Annotated in this window: 15 protein-coding genes; 11 read left to right on the top strand and 4 right to left on the bottom strand. The window is 41.1% G+C overall.

Annotated features, from left to right (window positions below; all coding sequences use genetic code 11):
* Nucleotides 1–218: 218 nt before the first annotated feature.
* On the bottom strand, nucleotides 219–1,982 hold the full coding sequence (locus tag ACFPU1_RS07105) for a B12-binding domain-containing radical SAM protein (protein ID WP_385939747.1): 1,764 nt from the start codon (nucleotides 1,980–1,982) through the stop codon (nucleotides 219–221).
* Between the two features lie 192 nt (nucleotides 1,983–2,174).
* On the opposite strand from ACFPU1_RS07105, the gene ACFPU1_RS07100 reads away from it, so the two are divergent.
* Both ACFPU1_RS07100 and ACFPU1_RS07095 read left to right on the top strand, forming a co-directional pair.
* Nucleotides 2,175–2,768, top strand: a complete 594-nt coding sequence (locus ACFPU1_RS07100; protein WP_385939745.1) for a hypothetical protein — start codon at nucleotides 2,175–2,177, stop codon at nucleotides 2,766–2,768.
* Nucleotides 2,769–2,870: 102 nt separating this feature from the next.
* Nucleotides 2,871–3,782, top strand: a complete 912-nt coding sequence (locus ACFPU1_RS07095) for a fumarylacetoacetate hydrolase family protein (protein WP_385939744.1) — start codon at nucleotides 2,871–2,873, stop codon at nucleotides 3,780–3,782.
* 82 nt (nucleotides 3,783–3,864) lie between these two features.
* Here ACFPU1_RS07095 and ACFPU1_RS07090 read toward each other — a convergent pair whose 3' ends face one another.
* The gene (locus ACFPU1_RS07090; RefSeq protein ID WP_385939742.1) at nucleotides 3,865–5,058 is read right to left on the bottom strand and encodes a KamA family radical SAM protein; all 1,194 of its coding nucleotides are present in this window, start codon (nucleotides 5,056–5,058) and stop codon (nucleotides 3,865–3,867) included.
* A gap of 440 nt (nucleotides 5,059–5,498) precedes the next feature.
* Between ACFPU1_RS07090 and ACFPU1_RS07085 the strand changes: the two genes are divergently transcribed.
* Together ACFPU1_RS07085 and ACFPU1_RS07080 are read left to right on the top strand one after the other, a co-directional pair.
* Nucleotides 5,499–6,902, top strand: coding sequence for an aspartate aminotransferase family protein (locus ACFPU1_RS07085; protein WP_385939740.1), 1,404 nt, complete (start codon nucleotides 5,499–5,501; stop codon nucleotides 6,900–6,902).
* A gap of 81 nt (nucleotides 6,903–6,983) precedes the next feature.
* On the top strand, nucleotides 6,984–7,838 hold the full coding sequence (locus tag ACFPU1_RS07080; protein WP_054634964.1) for a MurR/RpiR family transcriptional regulator: 855 nt from the start codon (nucleotides 6,984–6,986) through the stop codon (nucleotides 7,836–7,838).
* Between the two features lie 43 nt (nucleotides 7,839–7,881).
* On the opposite strand, the gene ACFPU1_RS07075 is transcribed toward ACFPU1_RS07080, so the two are convergent.
* Together ACFPU1_RS07075 and ACFPU1_RS07070 are read right to left on the bottom strand one after the other, a co-directional pair.
* Nucleotides 7,882–9,891: a TRAP transporter permease gene (locus ACFPU1_RS07075; protein WP_385939738.1), complete on the bottom strand. Its 2,010-nt coding sequence runs from the start codon at nucleotides 9,889–9,891 to the stop codon at nucleotides 7,882–7,884.
* Nucleotides 9,892–10,115: 224 nt separating this feature from the next.
* Nucleotides 10,116–11,171: a TAXI family TRAP transporter solute-binding subunit gene (locus ACFPU1_RS07070; protein WP_054634963.1), complete on the bottom strand. Its 1,056-nt coding sequence runs from the start codon at nucleotides 11,169–11,171 to the stop codon at nucleotides 10,116–10,118.
* 315 nt (nucleotides 11,172–11,486) lie between these two features.
* Here ACFPU1_RS07070 and ACFPU1_RS07065 point away from each other — a divergent pair, with 315 nt between their 5' ends.
* The 7 genes from ACFPU1_RS07065 to ACFPU1_RS07035 all read left to right on the top strand — a co-directional run bounded on the left by ACFPU1_RS07065 (nucleotide 11,487) and on the right by ACFPU1_RS07035 (nucleotide 16,648).
* Entirely contained in the window at nucleotides 11,487–12,587 is a 1,101-nt protein-coding gene (locus tag ACFPU1_RS07065) for an AI-2E family transporter (protein WP_385939736.1), read from the top strand.
* Nucleotides 12,588–12,606: 19 nt separating this feature from the next.
* Complete coding sequence (locus ACFPU1_RS07060) at nucleotides 12,607–12,984, top strand: rhodanese-like domain-containing protein (RefSeq protein ID WP_054634962.1); 378 nt, start codon at nucleotides 12,607–12,609, stop codon at nucleotides 12,982–12,984.
* A gap of 186 nt (nucleotides 12,985–13,170) precedes the next feature.
* Nucleotides 13,171–13,314, top strand: coding sequence for a lmo0937 family membrane protein (locus ACFPU1_RS07055; RefSeq protein ID WP_157049686.1), 144 nt, complete (start codon nucleotides 13,171–13,173; stop codon nucleotides 13,312–13,314).
* A gap of 133 nt (nucleotides 13,315–13,447) precedes the next feature.
* Nucleotides 13,448–14,344, top strand: a complete 897-nt coding sequence (locus tag ACFPU1_RS07050; RefSeq protein WP_385939733.1) for a hypothetical protein — start codon at nucleotides 13,448–13,450, stop codon at nucleotides 14,342–14,344.
* A 108-nt stretch (nucleotides 14,345–14,452) separates the two neighbouring features.
* A complete protein-coding gene (locus ACFPU1_RS07045; protein WP_385939731.1) occupies nucleotides 14,453–14,776 on the top strand; it encodes a hypothetical protein in 324 nt (107 codons plus the stop codon).
* A gap of 172 nt (nucleotides 14,777–14,948) precedes the next feature.
* Nucleotides 14,949–15,713 (top strand): prolyl oligopeptidase family serine peptidase, encoded by a 765-nt coding sequence (locus ACFPU1_RS07040; protein WP_385939729.1) that lies wholly within the window; start codon nucleotides 14,949–14,951, stop codon nucleotides 15,711–15,713.
* Between the two features lie 89 nt (nucleotides 15,714–15,802).
* Nucleotides 15,803–16,648 (top strand): YitT family protein, encoded by an 846-nt coding sequence (locus tag ACFPU1_RS07035; RefSeq protein WP_385939727.1) that lies wholly within the window; start codon nucleotides 15,803–15,805, stop codon nucleotides 16,646–16,648.
* The last annotated feature ends 14 nt before the right edge of the window (nucleotides 16,649–16,662 follow it).

Below are 16,662 nucleotides of genomic sequence, written 5' to 3'. Positions count from 1 at the left end.
CCTTTTTCACAGGAGGGAAGGAAAAAGCTTCTGTATAGAGCCAAAAGTAGAATGTTGCCAGGCCGTAAAATAAAAGCAGGTTTACAGTTAGGGAATCAGCTTCATTAAATATGTAAAGAAGGTCATAATTCCCCTCCCTGAGGATTTTACGACCTTCTTTGGACAAATGGATATGAAGAAGGTCCTCTCTTTTCATAATGAAGTACTAGGTGAACGTTTTACGCTTCTACAATCTTTGCAGAGGACAGGGGCAAATGAAAGACTTGTTTTTCTTTCGTTTGCGTATGGTAATACACAATCAAGTATTCTGGCTCCTTCAAGAACGTACCAGTTTGTAAATAATGGCTTAATGAGAAATCAAGAAGCTCAGTTACCGAATGCTTATGAAGTTCTTTTTCCGATGCCTGAAGACTTTCAAAGGAAGGCCCTGCCAGCGACGGAGCATGTGCCAGACTTTTGAGGAGAGAGGAATGCTCTTTTTTCGATAAGGTATGCTCCCACCATACCTTTCTAGGTTTGTGCTTTTGATGAAGGAAATAATCATACTTCATTAAGCCTTCAATGACAGATAAATGTTCTGTATCTATATCTAATAAAAATTCATGAAGGCGAAGGAAAAGGTCTTCCAGCTGATGCCCTATTCTGCTCCAGCCCTGCTTTTCCCAGTAGTCACCGAAATCCTGAAAGAAGTCAAAAGGAGTTGAAAAGGTGTGTTCTACCAGGTATTCAATTGTATGATCCATCCGATGATCATTCCAGTACTTTTCTAACACGTCTTCCACTCGCTTAATTCGGGAAATATCACTAAAGCTTAGTATATTGTTTTTGAGCATTTCATATGGCGCGTGATCCATATATACGTAACCGTGGTCTTCGGCTCGAAGACGCAGGCCAGTTCCCCGGAGCATTTTTAAAAAGCCGAGCTGCAGCTCTTCAGGCCGCATCTCAAATACGTCGTTAAATGTCTGTTTAAAGCGCGTATAATCTTCTTCCGGCAAACCAGCGATTAAATCGAGATGCTGGTCGATTTTGCCCCCCTCTTTTACCATCGTTACTGTCCGCTGAAGCTTTTTGAAGTTTTGTCTTCGTTTTACAAGCTCATTGGTAGCATCATTTGTTGATTGAACACCAATTTCAAAGCGAAACAGGCCCTTGGGGGCATTTTTATTAAGGAAGTCCAAGACTTCCGGGCGCATGATATCTGCTGTAATTTCAAACTGGAATTGACACCCTTTATGGTTTTTAATAAGGAAATCAAAGATTTCAAGGGCATAGTCTCTCTTAATATTGAAGGTGCGGTCGACAAACTTAATCATTTTAGCCCCGTTATCAATTAAGTACAAGAGGTCCTCTTTGATTTTTTCCATATCAAAATATCTGACTCCGGTTTCAATGGAGGATAAGCAAAATTGACAGCTGAAAGGGCACCCTCGAGAGGTTTCAAAATACGTGATTCGTTTTCCTAGCTCACTAAGATCTTCTGCAAAGCGATATGGCGAATTCATTTCGTTTAAGTTAAATTTGGGACGAGGAGGTGAAATAACAACTTCTCCGTCCTTTCGGTAGGCTGTTCCAAAAAGGAAATGATATTTTTGCTCTCCCTCTATTTCCTGTAAAAGGTGCTTAAATGATTCTTCCCCTTCACCCATGACAATGAAATCAACCTCAGGAACCCTTTCCATCCAGTACTTTGTGTCGTAGGAAACTTCGGGTCCGCCCAAAACAATCGTGAGCTCTGGCCGGATTTTTTTAAGCATGCTTACGACCTGAATAGTTTCTTCTATGTTCCAAATATAACAGGAAAAACCAATGACATCCGGTTCTTTTTCAAATAGGCTGGTTACGATATTCATTGCCGGGTCTTTAATGGTATATTCAGCCATTTCTAATTGATAATCAGGTTCAGCATAGGCTTTTAAGCAGCGCAGAGCCAAACATGTATGAATATATTTTGCATTTAACGTACTAATTACGACTTTCATAAGATCCCTCTTTCTATGTGACGCGACCTTTTTAAAGAGGTGGGTATGTTTTTAAAAGAAGATCGTTCGCCATTTATGCTAGGAGTATGATACCATATTTCTGTTGTCTTTACAGGCTGGCATTGTTTAACTGTATGATAAAACAGAGGTTTTTCATAGAAGAAGGCGAAAAAGGAAAAGGATATGATACATATGATGACATTTACCCCGTGGCTTTTTTATTTACTTCTCTCAGTAACCATTATCATTCTCGTGTCAGGTTTAGGCTGGCTCATGCAAAAAGGCATAAAAAATTTGAAGAAGGAAGGCAGTAAACGGTGGGAACGAGGCGGAGCGGTTCTCCTCGCTATTCTGATGATTGGGTTTTACTTTTGGATAGCTGAAGGGTTTACAGACAGGGCTTCCTATGGGGAAACCATTGTTACTCCGCAAGGATTCGAACAGGTAGAAGAGGGTCAGAAGGTATTGATTCCTTTTTCTTCTTATTTAGTAATCGAAAGATTATATGAATTTGGCTTTGCCGCGCAGGAAGAAGTGAAGGGAGAAGTGATAAATATCCGTTTGTTTATTGAAGATCCTCCTTCTTTATTACAAGAATTTCCGGAATGTATTGAAGGGGATGGAGTGTTTACTAACCATGCTCGTTTTGATTTTAGAGGATGCTACGAAGGACATTGGCAGTCAGCAATTGTAGAAGAGCTTCAGCAAGAAGATTCTTTAGAACAAGCCTCAAGAGATATTGAAGGCATGTTCCCGTATTTTTCAGTAGGGCTCGGATCTGAATAAGGAAAAGCGCTAAAAAGGCAGGATTCTTTCCATAATGGAGAGAATCCTTTTTTGTACTGCTAATTTATTACTATATGAAAACAGGAAGGTGTGCGACAGAACATGAGGTTTGTGACAGCAAGAATCGGAGAATATGAAACAGCAGGTGTGGTATCAGAACAGGAGCAGATCATTGATTTAAAGCAGGCTCAGTTTGCGATGAAAAATGAAGTCTCCATTCCTGAAACGGTCTCAGGGATTATTGAACAGGGCGCAGAAGTGATGGTGGAAATTAAGAAAGTAGTAGAGTGGGCTTCTCACCAGAAAGAAAGTAAAACGAATGGAATTTATTCATTATCAGATAGAGACGTGCGTCTTATGGCACCTATCCCTCAGCCGCCAAAGAACGTCCTTTGTATTGGCAAAAATTATGCAGATCATGCGGCAGAAATGGGCGCCGAAAATCTTCCTTCTCACCCAATTGTCTTCACGAAAGCCCCCACGACGATTATTGGTCAGGAAGAGGAAATTGATCCCCATAAAGAGGTAACAAGTGAATTGGATTATGAAGGTGAAATTGGAGTAGTTATAGGCAGAAGGGGAAGAGGGATCTCGAAAGAGGAAGCAATGGATTATATTTTCGGGTATACGCTCATCAATGATGTTACAGCAAGAGACCTTCAACAAAATCATAAACAATTCTTTCTAGGGAAGAGTTTAGATACAAGCTGTCCTATGGGACCTTATATCGTTCATAAAGATGCTGTTTCTCATCCTGATAAGTTGGAGCTGATAACAAAAGTGAATGGGGAGGTACGCCAGAAAGGGAATACTTCTCAGCTTATTTTTGATATTCCAACCCTTATACATATCCTGTCTAAAGGAATGACACTTGAACCGGGTGATGTAATTGCTACAGGGACCCCTGCAGGAGTAGGAAAAGGATTTACACCTCCGAAATTTCTGCAGCCAGGAGATGAGATTGAAATTACTGTTAATGAAATTGGTACATTGATAAATCGGATAAAAAAATAAAAACAAACGTCCCGTTCATTGATTGAGCGGGACGTTGTTTTGTGTTTAAGTTTCTAAGCCAGCGCGCAAGCTTACGCTTTACTTACTGTGTTGTTACTTTCTTTTTCTTGAGGGCTTTTCGGCCTTGAGGCATATCAGGCATTTCATTTACTGAAACGACTTCTTCCACCTTTTTCTTAGGCTTCGTCCAGTATTGTTCGTTTCCTGGCAGATCATCAAACCAAGCTGCATTTTCAGGATAGTCGAGAACCATAAACTTACCATATTCCTCATCTCGGGATTGATGATATTTAAGATATGCTTTTCCGTCTTCAATGCCAAGAATTTCAATTTTTCCTGAAGTATGACTCATGGACAAACGAATTCTTTTTCCTAGTCCGCTTGTTTTCGCTTTAGCAGCTTCTACAGCGTCATACGCCTCTTTTAAGGTAAGTACAAAATCATTGTTACCGGCAACAGGGCGGTTAATAAAGAAGTAATAAGGAGTTACTCCTGCCCAGGAAAGCTTATCAAGCAATTCTGCCAGATCATCCGGATTATCATTAATCCCTTTTAATACTGGCGTTTGATTTACGACAATGGCCCCAGCTTTATGCAATGCATCAAAGCCTTTTTTAGCTTCCGCCGTGATTTCACGAGGATGGTTTACGTGAGCCATAATATAAATTCTATTGTCTGGCGTAGAGTACTCACTGATTAATTGTAACAATTCTTCATCCTCATAAATACGCATTGGATTAAATACAGGAAGCTTTGAACCGATGCGAATAATTTTTACATGAGGAATCTCACGGAGCTTTTCAATGATATAGCGCAGCTTTTTCGTTGCAAGAATAAGAGGGTCTCCCCCAGTAAGCAGCACGTTATTGATTTCAGGAGTATTTCGGATGTATTCAATTCCTGGATCAACGTCTGACATGGCTTCTTTTACATCATTTCTGAATAAACGTTTGCGGAAACAGTAACGACAATAGGCTCCGCAAACCTCCGAACAGATCAAAAGAGCAGTCGTTTTATACTTATGCTGGCATCCTGGTGCTGCATAGTTTGTATCTTCATCTGATGCATCCCAGCGTCCATACTCTTCAAGTTCTCCTTCGTTAGGAATAACAAGGTTTTTTATCGGATCGTTAGGATCCTCCCAGTTAATTAAACTTAAATAGTACTCATTTACCCGGAAAACAAATTTGTCAGTAATTTTTTTCAGTTTTGCCCGCTCTTCTTCTGGGATTTCTTTAATCTTATCGATATCCATAATGTACTTCGGCTGTGCCATAGGATCACCTTCCCTTGTGGTAATAACCGCCTTAGTAAGACGGTTGTTTTCATAGAATAAGAGAGTTATAAGGCTTTAAAAAATATGTAAATGACTCAGTAAGGAGTCAATTTACAGCTATATAGATTAAAACATATGAGTTCAAAAACGTCAAAAAAGAAAGAAAACTTTAATAAAAAGGGAAAAATGAAGGGGAAATTTCGGTATATTGGACATACAATGTGCATATGAAGTTTGACTTTCTTTTTTGTTTGTACAATGAAACTAATATTTCATTTAAGTTCTCTTTTTTTTTTTTTTTTTGAAATTATAATTTCATTTATTGAGAAATTATGAATAATTGCCTTCACATTTGGGTAGTGTTATCATAGAATGAAATTAACAATTCATGCATTTCATCAAAAGAAAAATTAATTTCAAAAGTGAGGGAATGAAAGAAAATGGCTATTGAGAAGAGGCAGCATCCAGTCATGGAGCTGGCAGAACGAACGAAAGGCTCTTATGAATTTATGGAAGAGGCAAAAAAAGTAATGCCTGGCGGTGTGACAGCTAACATTAAGCACTTTGCTCCGTATCCTATTGTCATGAAGCACGGGAGAGGGGCCTATCTTACAGACGTAGATAATAATCAGTATATTGATTATTTAATGAGCTACGGAGCCCTTATGACTGGCCATGGGGATGAAGAAGTAAAAAAGGCAGTGATCAAGCAGGTGGAAGAGGACGGAACATGGCTGTTTGGTACTCCTCATGAGCTGGAAATCAAGATGGGGAAAAAGCTCCAAGAGTATTATCCAAGCATGGAGCTTCTTCGTTACACTAATTCAGGGACAGAAGCCACACTTCTTGCTATACGCCTTGCTGCAGCTTTTACTGGTAAACAAAAAGTGGCCAAGTTTGAGGGACATTACCACGGAGGTTATGACCAAATGCTTGTTAGTGTAAATCCGTCTGTCGACGACGCAGGAGAAGAAGACGAACCAAAAGGTATAGCAGAATCAAAAGGCATGTGTCCATCAACAGTTAGAAATACGGTGGTCCTTCCCTTTAATAATTTAAAAGCTTGTAAAAAGATTTTAAAAGCGAGAAAAGATGAAATTGGTTGTGTGATGATTGAACCTGTACAGGCTGGTTTTATCCCCGCTGAAAGGGAATTTATCCATGGCCTGCGTAAAATTACTGAAGAGCTCGGTATGGTATTAATCTTTGATGAAGTGAAAACAGGCTTTCGGGTAGCCCTTGGAGGCGCACAGTCAATTTATGATGTGAAGCCCGATATTACTACGTTAGGGAAAGCAGTAGGAGGCGGCTACCCTGTTGGAATGGTTGGAGGTAAAAAAGAAATTATGATGATGAGTGCGCCGGCAAAAGGAGCTGATGTTTTTGACAGCAGTCAAAGTAAAGCCTCTACTGCTAATGAAGTTTTATTTCACAGCGGCACGTACAATGGGCACCCTTCCATTCTGGCTGCGGGGTTAGCTACCATAGAAATACTTGAGAAGAAAAGTGATGAAGTATTCTCCTTAACCACCTATTTAAAACAGCGGTTGGAATTAACATTTAAGCGCTATAAAATTCCAATGAAGGCAGTTGGCGTGGGCTCAATTTTTAGTGTAGTATTAACTGATAAGAAGAAAATTTTACACTACCGGGACCTTCAAAACACAGACCTGCAAACAAGAAAAAAGATAGATATTGAGCTGTTAAAAGAGGGGATTTATACAAAGCCTTTAAATCGTTACAGTCTATCAACCGCTCATACAAAAAAAGAAGTGGATGAGACCATTAAAGCCTATGAACGGGTGCTGTCCAAGATAAGCAGCCACCCTGCCTATAAATCTTAATATGCAGAAAGTGTGAGCAAAAATAGATTCCCTCCTTTTATACCAGTTCAGAAGGTTTTGGCAACAAAGGGATGAGAGACCATGCTGGAAAGTGAAGTGTATCAGCGCATCATTGATCTTCAGGATGAGATGAGCAAATCTCAAAAGAAAATCGCAAATTATTTAATAAACAATCCAGAAACGGCTCCCTTTTTGACAGCTTCTAAGCTCGCTAAAAACGTGGAGGTTGGTGAGGCTACAGTAGTTCGATTCGCTGTCTTCTTAGATTACAAGGGGTACCCAGATTTGCAGCGTCACTTGCAGGAAGCACTGCAAAGAAAATGGACTTCAGCAGAGGTCTTTGCAAGAACAACTGATAAAGAAGATCAGCCTGAAAATGCTGTAACAGAGATACTAGCAGATGATATTCAAAACTTGAATACAACTCTTCAACAAATGGACTCCAAGGTTTTTCATGAAGCAGTGAACGATATCATTCAGGCCAAGCGAATTTATATCATTGCTTATCGAAGTGCGGCCAGTTTAGGTCTTTTCTTAGAATTTTATTTAGACCTGGTCTTGCAGAATACAGAAATGGTGACACAGGCTGATGGAGTTTCAGAGCATTTGCTTGATATCACTGATGAAGACCTTGTGATAGGCTTTGGGTTTTCCAGATATACAAAAAGAACAGTAGAAGTGTTAAAGTATGTCAAGCAGCAAGGTGCTAAAACATTGGTCATTACAGACCACTTAATGTCGCCCCTTGTACCATACGGAGACCGAAAGCTCCTGGCGTCAACGGAGATTAATTCATTTATAGACTCGTTTAGCGCCCCTTTGAGCATAGTGAGTGCTTTAATTACTGCGGTCACCCGCTCAGAGCATGAGAAAGTAGAGGGTCGTTTAAAAGAATTAGAGGAATTATGGGGGACATTTGATGTCTTTCATGATTAATAGAAAAAACTGTGCGGAGTGAAACCGCACAGTTTTTTTGATGTTATGCTGTTTGCTGTTTGCTTCCACGGTTGCGGAAATGGTGGATAATACCGATAACAACCAGAATTGCTATACCTGGTAGAGAAATCATTAAGTTTCCAGGGTAGATAGCCATAAGGCCTCCGGCTAATAACAAAATCCGTTCAATGATATTTGGCTTAGCAAAGTAGTAACCCATTAATGAGGCACTTACACCAGCCATACCAATCAAAGCAGTCAATACTGCTGGAATAAGCGTCATAGCCGTAGCATCCTCAAGCACCAGCACTGGATTGTACACAAAGGCGTACGGGATGATGAAGGCTGCAATGGCAAGCTTTAAGGCATTTACCCCGGCTGCCATTGGATTGGCCCTGGCTATCCCGGCCCCTGCATAAGCGGCCAAACAAACAGGGGGTGTAATATCTGCCACAATACCAAAATAGAAAACAAAGAAGTGAGCTGCAATATCTGGGACACCAAACTGAATCAATGCTGGAGCAGCGATAGAGGCAGTCACAACATAGTTGGCTGTTGTTGGCAGACCCATACCAAGCAAAATACAAGCAATCATTGTATAGAACAATAGTAAGAAGAAATTCCCTGCTGCCAACTCCAGGATAGCGCCTGCAAGTTTCCCGCCCAGTCCTGAGAAGGTAACGACGCCCACGATGATCCCGGCTGTGGCACACGCAGCAATGACAGGGAGGGCTATTCGAGCACCCTTTTCAAACGCCCATAACAGATCGCGGAGGGACATTCTTGTATCTTTCCGGAACAAGCTGACCACAAAGGCTGTAACGATACCTGACATGGCAGCAAAGGTAGCTGTGTAGCCCATCAATAGCAGTGCTACGATAGCAACCAGAGGAGCGATCAAGTCCATTCTTTTTAAAATACCCTTAAAGGACGGAAGCTCCGATTTAGGGAGTCCGTAGATTCCTTGTTTTTTGGCCTGGAAATGCGTTCCCATAAATACACCAGAAAAGTAAAGCATGGCAGGGACGATAGCAACTAAAATGATTTCACTGTACGGCACACCTGTGTATTCTGCCATGATAAAAGCTGCAGCCCCCATAATAGGCGGCATAATCTGTCCACCGGTAGATGCAGAGGCTTCTGCAGCAGCAGAAAATTCAGGCTTGAATCCTGCGCGTTTCATCATGGGAATTGTAAAGGAACCCGAACTTACCGTATTGGCAACAGAACTTCCTGTTACCATCCCTTGAAGGGCACTGGCTGATACGGCAGCTTTTGCCGTTCCACCTGTAAATCGGCCCGTAGCTCCAAAGGCCAGGTCGTTAAAGAATTTTCCAATACCACTTTGGACGAGCATCACTCCAAAGAATAAGAAGAGGTAAATGAAAGTGGATGAAATTTGTATCGGGGTGCTAAAAATCCCTTCGGTAGTAAAGAAAAGACGTGTTGTCAATCTTTCCCATGTAAACCCGCCGTGAGAGAAAGCGCCCAGTCCGGCCCAGTCGCCATAAACCCCATACAAAATCGCGCCCAGCGCGATGATAACAATGGGAAGCCCGACAGCACGTCGAGTAGCCTCAAGCAGTAAGACGACTGCCGTGACAGCAACTAGCGTATCAAAATCTGTATACCCAGCGACAATTGAACTGCTGACTAACGTTTCATAATTCCAAATGATATGGAAATTACAATATAAAGCTATGGCAGCAAGGAGTACATCGTACCAGGGGACACCCGGCTTTTTTGTCATGGAGCGCTTGATCGGATATAAGATAAAAATCAGCGCCAACCCTGTACCAAGATGGATAGCTCCCTGTACAATCGAAACATAGGGACCATTAACTGCTGTATATAAGTGGAAAATAGTGAGGGAGATCCCCACAATAGCAACGACCCATCCCCATTTCATCAAGTTCTGACGATAGGCAGACTCTTTATCATATTTAGATATGATTTCCTGCTCTTTCAACTGGTTCTCCTGGGCATCCACTTGTTCGGTTATGGAGGCACCGCTGCCTGATTTATTTTCCTTCTTTTTATCTTTGTCAGTCATTCACTCACCACCTTTTGTAGTATAAAAGTACCTTTAATGTATGTAGGCTGCAGAGTAGAAGTTTCAGTAAGCATGGAGGAGAAAGGAATCACAATCATCATAACAAAAATGAATCGCTATGTCTCTTCATTTTAATAGGCGGAAATACCTTAATTCCCATAATATTCTCATTATTTAAAGGGGGAAAGTAAAAAACGGACCAGATCGGCCCGTTTCTACTGATATTAGTCTAGAAGACCTTCTTCTTCAAAGTAGCGCTCTGCTCCTGGGTGAAGAGGGAGATCATCAGATCCATTCATAACATTTTCTTTTGTAGTATGCTGACCTTGAGTATGGCTGATTTCATCTGCGTTTTCATAAAGGGCACGAGTGATTTCGTAGCCTAGCTCTTCACTTACCTGATCAGTAGATCCTACAAGAACTGCGTATGCCGTTACAGTCATAGCTGACTCTTCCATAAAGTCGTAGCTGTCAGCTTCGATTTCCATTCTTTCATAGCCGCTGTTCGCTTCTACTTCATCAAGAATATCGTCAGAGATTGAAATAATTCTTAAATCACGCTGATTGCTTAACTCATCAATTGTGCTGTCTGGAAGACCTAACAATCCAAAGGAAGCATCGATATTACCGTCTTGAATCTGGCCGGCAGCATCGCCAAATCCTTCTTCATAAGCATTGTAGTCTCCGTCTTCAAGACCAGCAGCTTCAAGGATTAAGCGGGCAGCTTCCTGTGTTCCCGACCCTGGAGGCCCGATTGCTACATTAGCTCCTTCAAGATCTTCAACGCTTTCAATACCAGACCCTTCCGTAGTTACAATTTGCATAACCTCCGGGTAAATGTGTCCCATAAATCCAACGTTTTCTACAGCATGGCCCTCAAACTCACCTTCGCCATTTACAGCATCCTGTGCAGGAAGGTGAACAGTCATACCAAGCTGCATTTCTCCTCTTGAGATTTGAGCAAGGTTGTCCACAGAAGCACCAGAAGAGACAGAACTTACATCAAAGTCCTCATATTCAACGTGGTTATTCATAACATTAGCCATTTCCTGGCCTAGCGGGTAGTATGTACCCCCTGTGCTCCCAGTTCCTAATTGAAGTCTTGTCATTTCATCCCCGGCAGCTTCTCCATCATCTTCTGCTGCGTCATCTTCTGTTTCTTCAGTGTCTGGAGCGTCTTCAGCACCCTCATCTGCACCGTCTTCAGCTTCCCCGCAAGCTGCTAGAAACAGGCCGAAAGTAAGCAGCATGACAAGCAAAAATGAAAACTTAGATTTCATCTTGTTTCCCCCTTTATATTTTGTCTGAAGTGAACATAGGTTCACGCTTTAATTAAAGCAAAATTGCCTATAAAAGTAAAGGATTACTACCAAAGGACCTAGTCCATTTGGATATTTTTTACACTAAATACATTGTTTTTGACAGATATTTGTGAATGTTACAAAAGTAAACTGCCTGGAAGCAATAGTGAACATATTTGCCCGGTATTTGCCCAAGTAATAACAATGATCGAGAGTTGGTGAGGTAAGCAGAGGAGGTTATCATATATGATATAATAGTTATATTTTTATCATATAATTTCAGTAGGTGATCAGATGCCAAAGGGAAAATTTTTCACAATAGGATACGGGATTATAGTTGTTTTTATTATTATATATTTAGGAACGCTGATTGATTTTATTTTTACACCGATTGTTGTCCTGATTCAAACCTTGTTTGCCCCAATTATTCTGGCCGGAGTGCTGTATTACCTGGGAAGGCCAGTTGTAAAGGTCTTAAGCAGGAGGATGCCAAGGGTCGCAGCTATTCTTCTTTTGTATTTAGGCGGGGCTGGTCTCATTTCTTTTTTAATTTACCTGGTAGGTCCCGAATTACAGCGTCAGTTTTATAGTTTTGTAAATAATGTACCGTTTTTTATCAATGAAATACGGTATATGATTATTGAGCTTCAGAATAATGAATGGATTAATAATGTTATTGAACAGAATGAAGAACTGAGTATTGAAGAAATTACCCGCCAGGCAGCAGAGTATTTAAATGACTTTGCAGGACAATTAGGCAGCAATTTAGCAAGTCTTTTTGGGGCAATTGCCAATTTCCTTATAATAATTATAATCATTCCTTTCATTCTTTTTTATATGTTAAAAGAAGGAGAGAAGGCTCCTAATATGGTGTTGAAGCTTCTGCCGCTTAAGCATCAGCAGGAGGGCAGGAAAGTGTTATCAGATATGGATAACGCATTAAGTTCTTACATACAAGGACAGATTATTGTGAGCTTTTGTGTTGGCGTGCTAGTCTATATTGGCTATCTAATCATTGGACTAGATTACTCCCTCGTTCTGGCACTGGTGGCCATGTTTACAAACGTGATTCCGTTTATCGGCCCATGGATTGGAACGTTTCCAGGCGTTATTGTCGGTCTGTTGCATTCGCCATTAATGGCCTTATTAGTTATAATTATAGTAGTGGTCGTCCAGCAAATAGAGAGCAATGTAATTGCCCCTCAGGTGATGGGAAGAAAGCTTTCCATTCACCCATTAACAATTATTCTCCTGCTCCTGGTGGCAGGCCGTTTTGCAGGGTTGATAGGACTTCTTCTTGCTGTGCCGACTTATGCCGTAGGAAAGGTCATTGTCAGTCATACTTACCGATTGTTGAAATTAAGAAAGCCCCCTGAGGAGGACGGCAAATTGTAATAGGAAAGAGGGTGAAAAAATGAGCTATGACCTAGATGGTGTCGAACAACTCGATTATGCAGAATTAAAGGAGATCTTTGACCAAAAGAAGTCTTCACCGATTCTTATTGACGTGAGGGAGCCTGAGGAATATATTGAGCGGCATATTCCCAACGTCCCGTTAATCCCAATGCAAAGCATCCCAGAGAGAATAGAAGAATTTCACAAGGATGCGGAATACATCTTTATATGCAGGAGCGGGACAAGGAGTCATCATGTCGCCTTATACTTTAAAGACAACGGAATTGAAAATGTAAAAAACTTTGCCGGTGGAATGCTTGCCTGGGAAAGTGAAACAGAATCCGGCTGGGAAGGGCAAGTAAGAGACATAGAGGGACTATACTCCAAGCAGACATGATATAAGAACCTGACGATAAGCTTAGCTTATCGTCAGGTTCTTTTTTTAGGTAAGAGAGCTCTTCAGTATCGTGAGTTTAGTGGAGAAGAAAAGAGGAAATGAGAAAGGTAAGGAATAATTGGAGCAGCTGTGAGAATAAAGGTGATCTGCTGCTATGATGGCTGAGAAGCAAAGGAGAGGGTTAACATGTTATGGACGATTATTGGAGTGCTCATCGCATTATGGCTGTTAGGATTCTTATTTGAAATTGCCGGAGGATTAATCCACATTTTACTTGTTATAGCCTTAGTTGTTTTAATCTTTAGGATGATAACTGGAAGAAGGCCTTGATAAAAGCAAGGAAAACATTTCAAAAAAATGGATAACGTTTTATAATGAAAAGAGGGCCTGTCCCTCTTTTTTTTATGTATGGAGGACAAAAGCCTCAAATTAAATAGAGCAAGAAAGTGAGGGGGGGATTGAAGTGAATGTAATAATATCTGGTATCTTTTCTGCTTTCCTGTTTTCAGGCCAGTTATCAGCTCCTTTTAGTTGGGAAGGCAGCACTCAGGCAAAAGAAGCAGATCGAGAGGGCATAGCGGACCAAAAACAAATTGAAGAAATAAATGAGAGAGAAGCACAGTCATTTCATGAATCTTCTTTAGAAGGACCTGAATTATACATAGACGGGCAGCGCCAAATATACACCCCTTTTTTTAAGGAAGGAGAGTTATTCCTGCCATTACCGGCAGCGATCCAGGCTCTTTCTAAATATGAAGAGTATGGAAGCGGGGAGGGAGAATTTGCTGAGCCGTTTGACTATATTAAAGAACGTTCAATGGTTGAAGAAGTGGAAGGTCAAGAAGCAGTCAGCATTGAAGCACTGCAGGATCTGGGTATGAAGGCCTCATGGTATGATAATCCAGATCATCTTCATTTGGAAACTGGAAACCTTCTTGGAATTGAGGGAGCAAGTGTAGGGGATTCAGTTCAGGCAGTAGATAGGAATTTCGATATTCATTGGAACACAGGGTTTGGCCAGGCAGCTGACTATGTAGGATTTTATGGAGGAAACAATGAGTTTATGTATACAGATAGGTATGGGATAAAAAGAACAGGCCAAGTGCCGGATGTTCAATTTGAAGTAATGGACGGTTATATTACATATATTATGATGGCGTCTGCTGATCATTCTACATCCAAAGGCGTGTCTCCTGGGGACCCTCTATTTGAAGTACAAAGAGTCTATGGCCGGGATCATGAAACTGAATTAATAGACGGAAACAGAGTCTATATCTATGAAGTAGACCATGGCAGCCTTTGGTTTATAGGCGATGAAAAAGAGGAAAGCATTCAAAGAATTGTGTTATGGGATAAATAGTTCACAGCGTCTAAGCCAGAGTATTTTTTCCCTGTCAGGAAAAAGTGTTTATATTTAAACAAGTAGGGTAAGTAAATAATAAATATTCTGATAGGGGGAAATAGAGTAATGGCAAAAAGATTAGTAATGTTATCAAGTATTGCAACAGCAGTTGCTGGAATTGTAGCTTACGTAATGAAGAATGAAGAAAGAAAAGAAAAGGTTATGCATGCATCACAGCGGTTAGTAGCTAAAGCTAAAGGACAAGCAAAAGAGGATGAAGATGAAGAATTAAATGAAAAGGTAGGACATTCTGATCCTTATGATATTGATGATAACAACATGGTAGCTGAAGGGGCTCAAACCTCAGTGTTCCATTATAATAAAGCTCAAGATCGCGAGGATGAAGATCCGGCTAAATCCCCGGCAGGTGCTAAGGTAAGTGACGTGTGATAAAATTTTTACACCATGACCGTGTGGATAGAAGACAAGGGAGTTACTTCCCTTGTCTTCTTCATATTCAGCCAAAAGGCTGCCTGAACCAGGCAGCCCTTTTCCTTGTGGACAAAGACAATACATAGAAAAAGAAAAAAAACCCATTCTAATGAAAAAGGGATGTGCTAGAATGATTGCTGTACAAGATATTAAACTTCGCGGAATCCCTTCCCTTATCGTATCAGACGAAAAAAGAAAGTCGCTGTCTTTACCAACCGTTATTTTTTGGCATGGTTTTACAAGTGCAAAAGAGCATAACCTTCATTATGCTTTTTTATTGGCTAAAGAAGGTCTTCGTGTTATACTCCCTGCTGCGCTATATCACGGGGACAGAGGAGAAGGGATTTCTCAGAAAAAACTAAGCCTGTCATTTTGGGATATTGTTCTTCAGGGGATCCGGGATACAAGTGCCGTTCGGGATGCCTTAGAAGAGCGGAAGTTAATAGCAGACGGGCGTTTATTTATGGCAGGCACTTCTATGGGTGGCATTCTGACAAGCGGTGCGCTTGCCGCATTTAATTGGGTTAAAGGAGGAGCTGTGTTAATGGGAAACCCGTCCTGGGAAACATTTGCCCGTCAACAAATCAGCCGACTTACTCAAGAAGGTGTTTTAAATCTAAGTGTTGAGGAAACGGAAAAGCAGGTAGCTGCGCTGCGCCCTTACGATATATCAACGCAGGTTGAGAAAATAAAGGACAGGCCTCTCTTTTTTTGGCACGGTAAACTTGATGATGTGGTGCCTTATCATAGTGCCTATGCATTTTATCAGGCTTTACATGAAGCCGTAGACGTTCAGGAAGACAATGCGGTATTTCACCTTGAACCAGCTTCAGGTCATAAGGTTACAAGAGAAGGCATGTTAGCTATGGTTAAATGGGTGGCTAGAAAGATTTGAACGAAGAAACTTAGTGTGAAGTCGTCCTCTTCTTTCACCAATGTACAGAAGCAGCAGACGAATTATTTATATTGCCGAGGTGTCAGTTTATGATTACGAAGAGTTCAACATTAATGCAGGAAGTACAAAAGGTAGGAGTTATTGTAGTCTCGGCTGTCATTATGGCAATAGGGCTGAATATGTTTTTAATTCCTGCTCAAGTTTTTGCAAGCGGGTTAACGGGTGTCGCTCAGCTCCTTGCACAATTCCTGCCACTATCAACGGGTATTCTTCTATTTATTCTCAATGTGCCGGTTGCTATATTGGGCTGGTTAAAAGTTGGGAAGCTTTTTACATTTTACAGTTTTATGCATGTAGCTTTAACTACATTTTTCCTTGAGACGTTACCGATCATACAATTGTCACCTGATATTTTGTTAAACGGGGTGTTTGGCGGCGTTATTACCGCAGTAGGGGCAGCCTTTGCCTTGAAATGGGGGGCTTCAGCGGGCGGTCTTGATATCATAGCTCTTATTCTTGCAAAATTAAGTGACCGCCCCGTTGGTACGTATTTCTTTTTGCTCAATGCTTTGATTGTATTAGGAGCAGGCTTTCTGATTGACTGGGAAAGCGCCTTATATACTCTGGTGGCCCTTTATGTAAGTTCTAGGGTTATTGACGCTATTCATACTAGACATGTAAAAGTAACAGCAATGATCGTTACGAAGAAACCAGATGAGCTGAGAGCGGCCATTCATAAACACATTACAAGAGGGATAACAAGAATTCCTGCCAAGGGCGGATTTGACTCTTCGGATAAGGAAGTTATGATGATTGTTATAACCAGATATGAATTATATGCCCTGCAACAGGTTTTGCAGGAGGTGGACCCTGATGCGTTCACAAATATCCTTACTACAACTAGTATTCTTGGAGTGTTTCGCAAAGATAACTAATGGAAATTGCGATC

It is taken from the genome of Thalassorhabdus alkalitolerans (assembly GCF_042656525.1).
GTDB classification, from domain to species: Bacteria; Bacillota; Bacilli; order Bacillales; family Marinococcaceae; genus Thalassorhabdus; species Thalassorhabdus alkalitolerans.
The sequence above is the reverse complement of the archived record's forward strand: the minus strand, read 5'-3'. Positions and strand labels throughout refer to the sequence as shown.

What these genes read in the sequence shown, in the direction of transcription:
- ACFPU1_RS07040 (WP_385939729.1), top strand. Translation starts at nt 14,949, where the DNA reads ATGATTGCTGTACAAGATATTAAACTTCGCGGAATCCCTTCCCTTATC.
- ACFPU1_RS07045 (WP_385939731.1), top strand. Translation starts at nt 14,453, where the DNA reads ATGGCAAAAAGATTAGTAATGTTATCAAGTATTGCAACAGCAGTTGCT.
- ACFPU1_RS07100 (WP_385939745.1), top strand. Translation starts at nt 2,175, where the DNA reads ATGATGACATTTACCCCGTGGCTTTTTTATTTACTTCTCTCAGTAACC.
- ACFPU1_RS07035 (WP_385939727.1), top strand. Translation starts at nt 15,803, where the DNA reads ATGATTACGAAGAGTTCAACATTAATGCAGGAAGTACAAAAGGTAGGA.
- ACFPU1_RS07065 (WP_385939736.1), top strand. Translation starts at nt 11,487, where the DNA reads ATGCCAAAGGGAAAATTTTTCACAATAGGATACGGGATTATAGTTGTT.
- ACFPU1_RS07105 (WP_385939747.1), bottom strand. Translation starts at nt 1,982, where the DNA reads ATGAAAGTCGTAATTAGTACGTTAAATGCAAAATATATTCATACATGT.
- ACFPU1_RS07095 (WP_385939744.1), top strand. Translation starts at nt 2,871, where the DNA reads ATGAGGTTTGTGACAGCAAGAATCGGAGAATATGAAACAGCAGGTGTG.
- ACFPU1_RS07085 (WP_385939740.1), top strand. Translation starts at nt 5,499, where the DNA reads ATGGCTATTGAGAAGAGGCAGCATCCAGTCATGGAGCTGGCAGAACGA.
- ACFPU1_RS07070 (WP_054634963.1), bottom strand. Translation starts at nt 11,171, where the DNA reads ATGAAATCTAAGTTTTCATTTTTGCTTGTCATGCTGCTTACTTTCGGC.
- ACFPU1_RS07055 (WP_157049686.1), top strand. Translation starts at nt 13,171, where the DNA reads ATGTTATGGACGATTATTGGAGTGCTCATCGCATTATGGCTGTTAGGA.
- ACFPU1_RS07090 (WP_385939742.1), bottom strand. Translation starts at nt 5,058, where the DNA reads ATGGCACAGCCGAAGTACATTATGGATATCGATAAGATTAAAGAAATC.
- ACFPU1_RS07075 (WP_385939738.1), bottom strand. Translation starts at nt 9,891, where the DNA reads ATGACTGACAAAGATAAAAAGAAGGAAAATAAATCAGGCAGCGGTGCC.
- ACFPU1_RS07060 (WP_054634962.1), top strand. Translation starts at nt 12,607, where the DNA reads ATGAGCTATGACCTAGATGGTGTCGAACAACTCGATTATGCAGAATTA.
- ACFPU1_RS07080 (WP_054634964.1), top strand. Translation starts at nt 6,984, where the DNA reads ATGCTGGAAAGTGAAGTGTATCAGCGCATCATTGATCTTCAGGATGAG.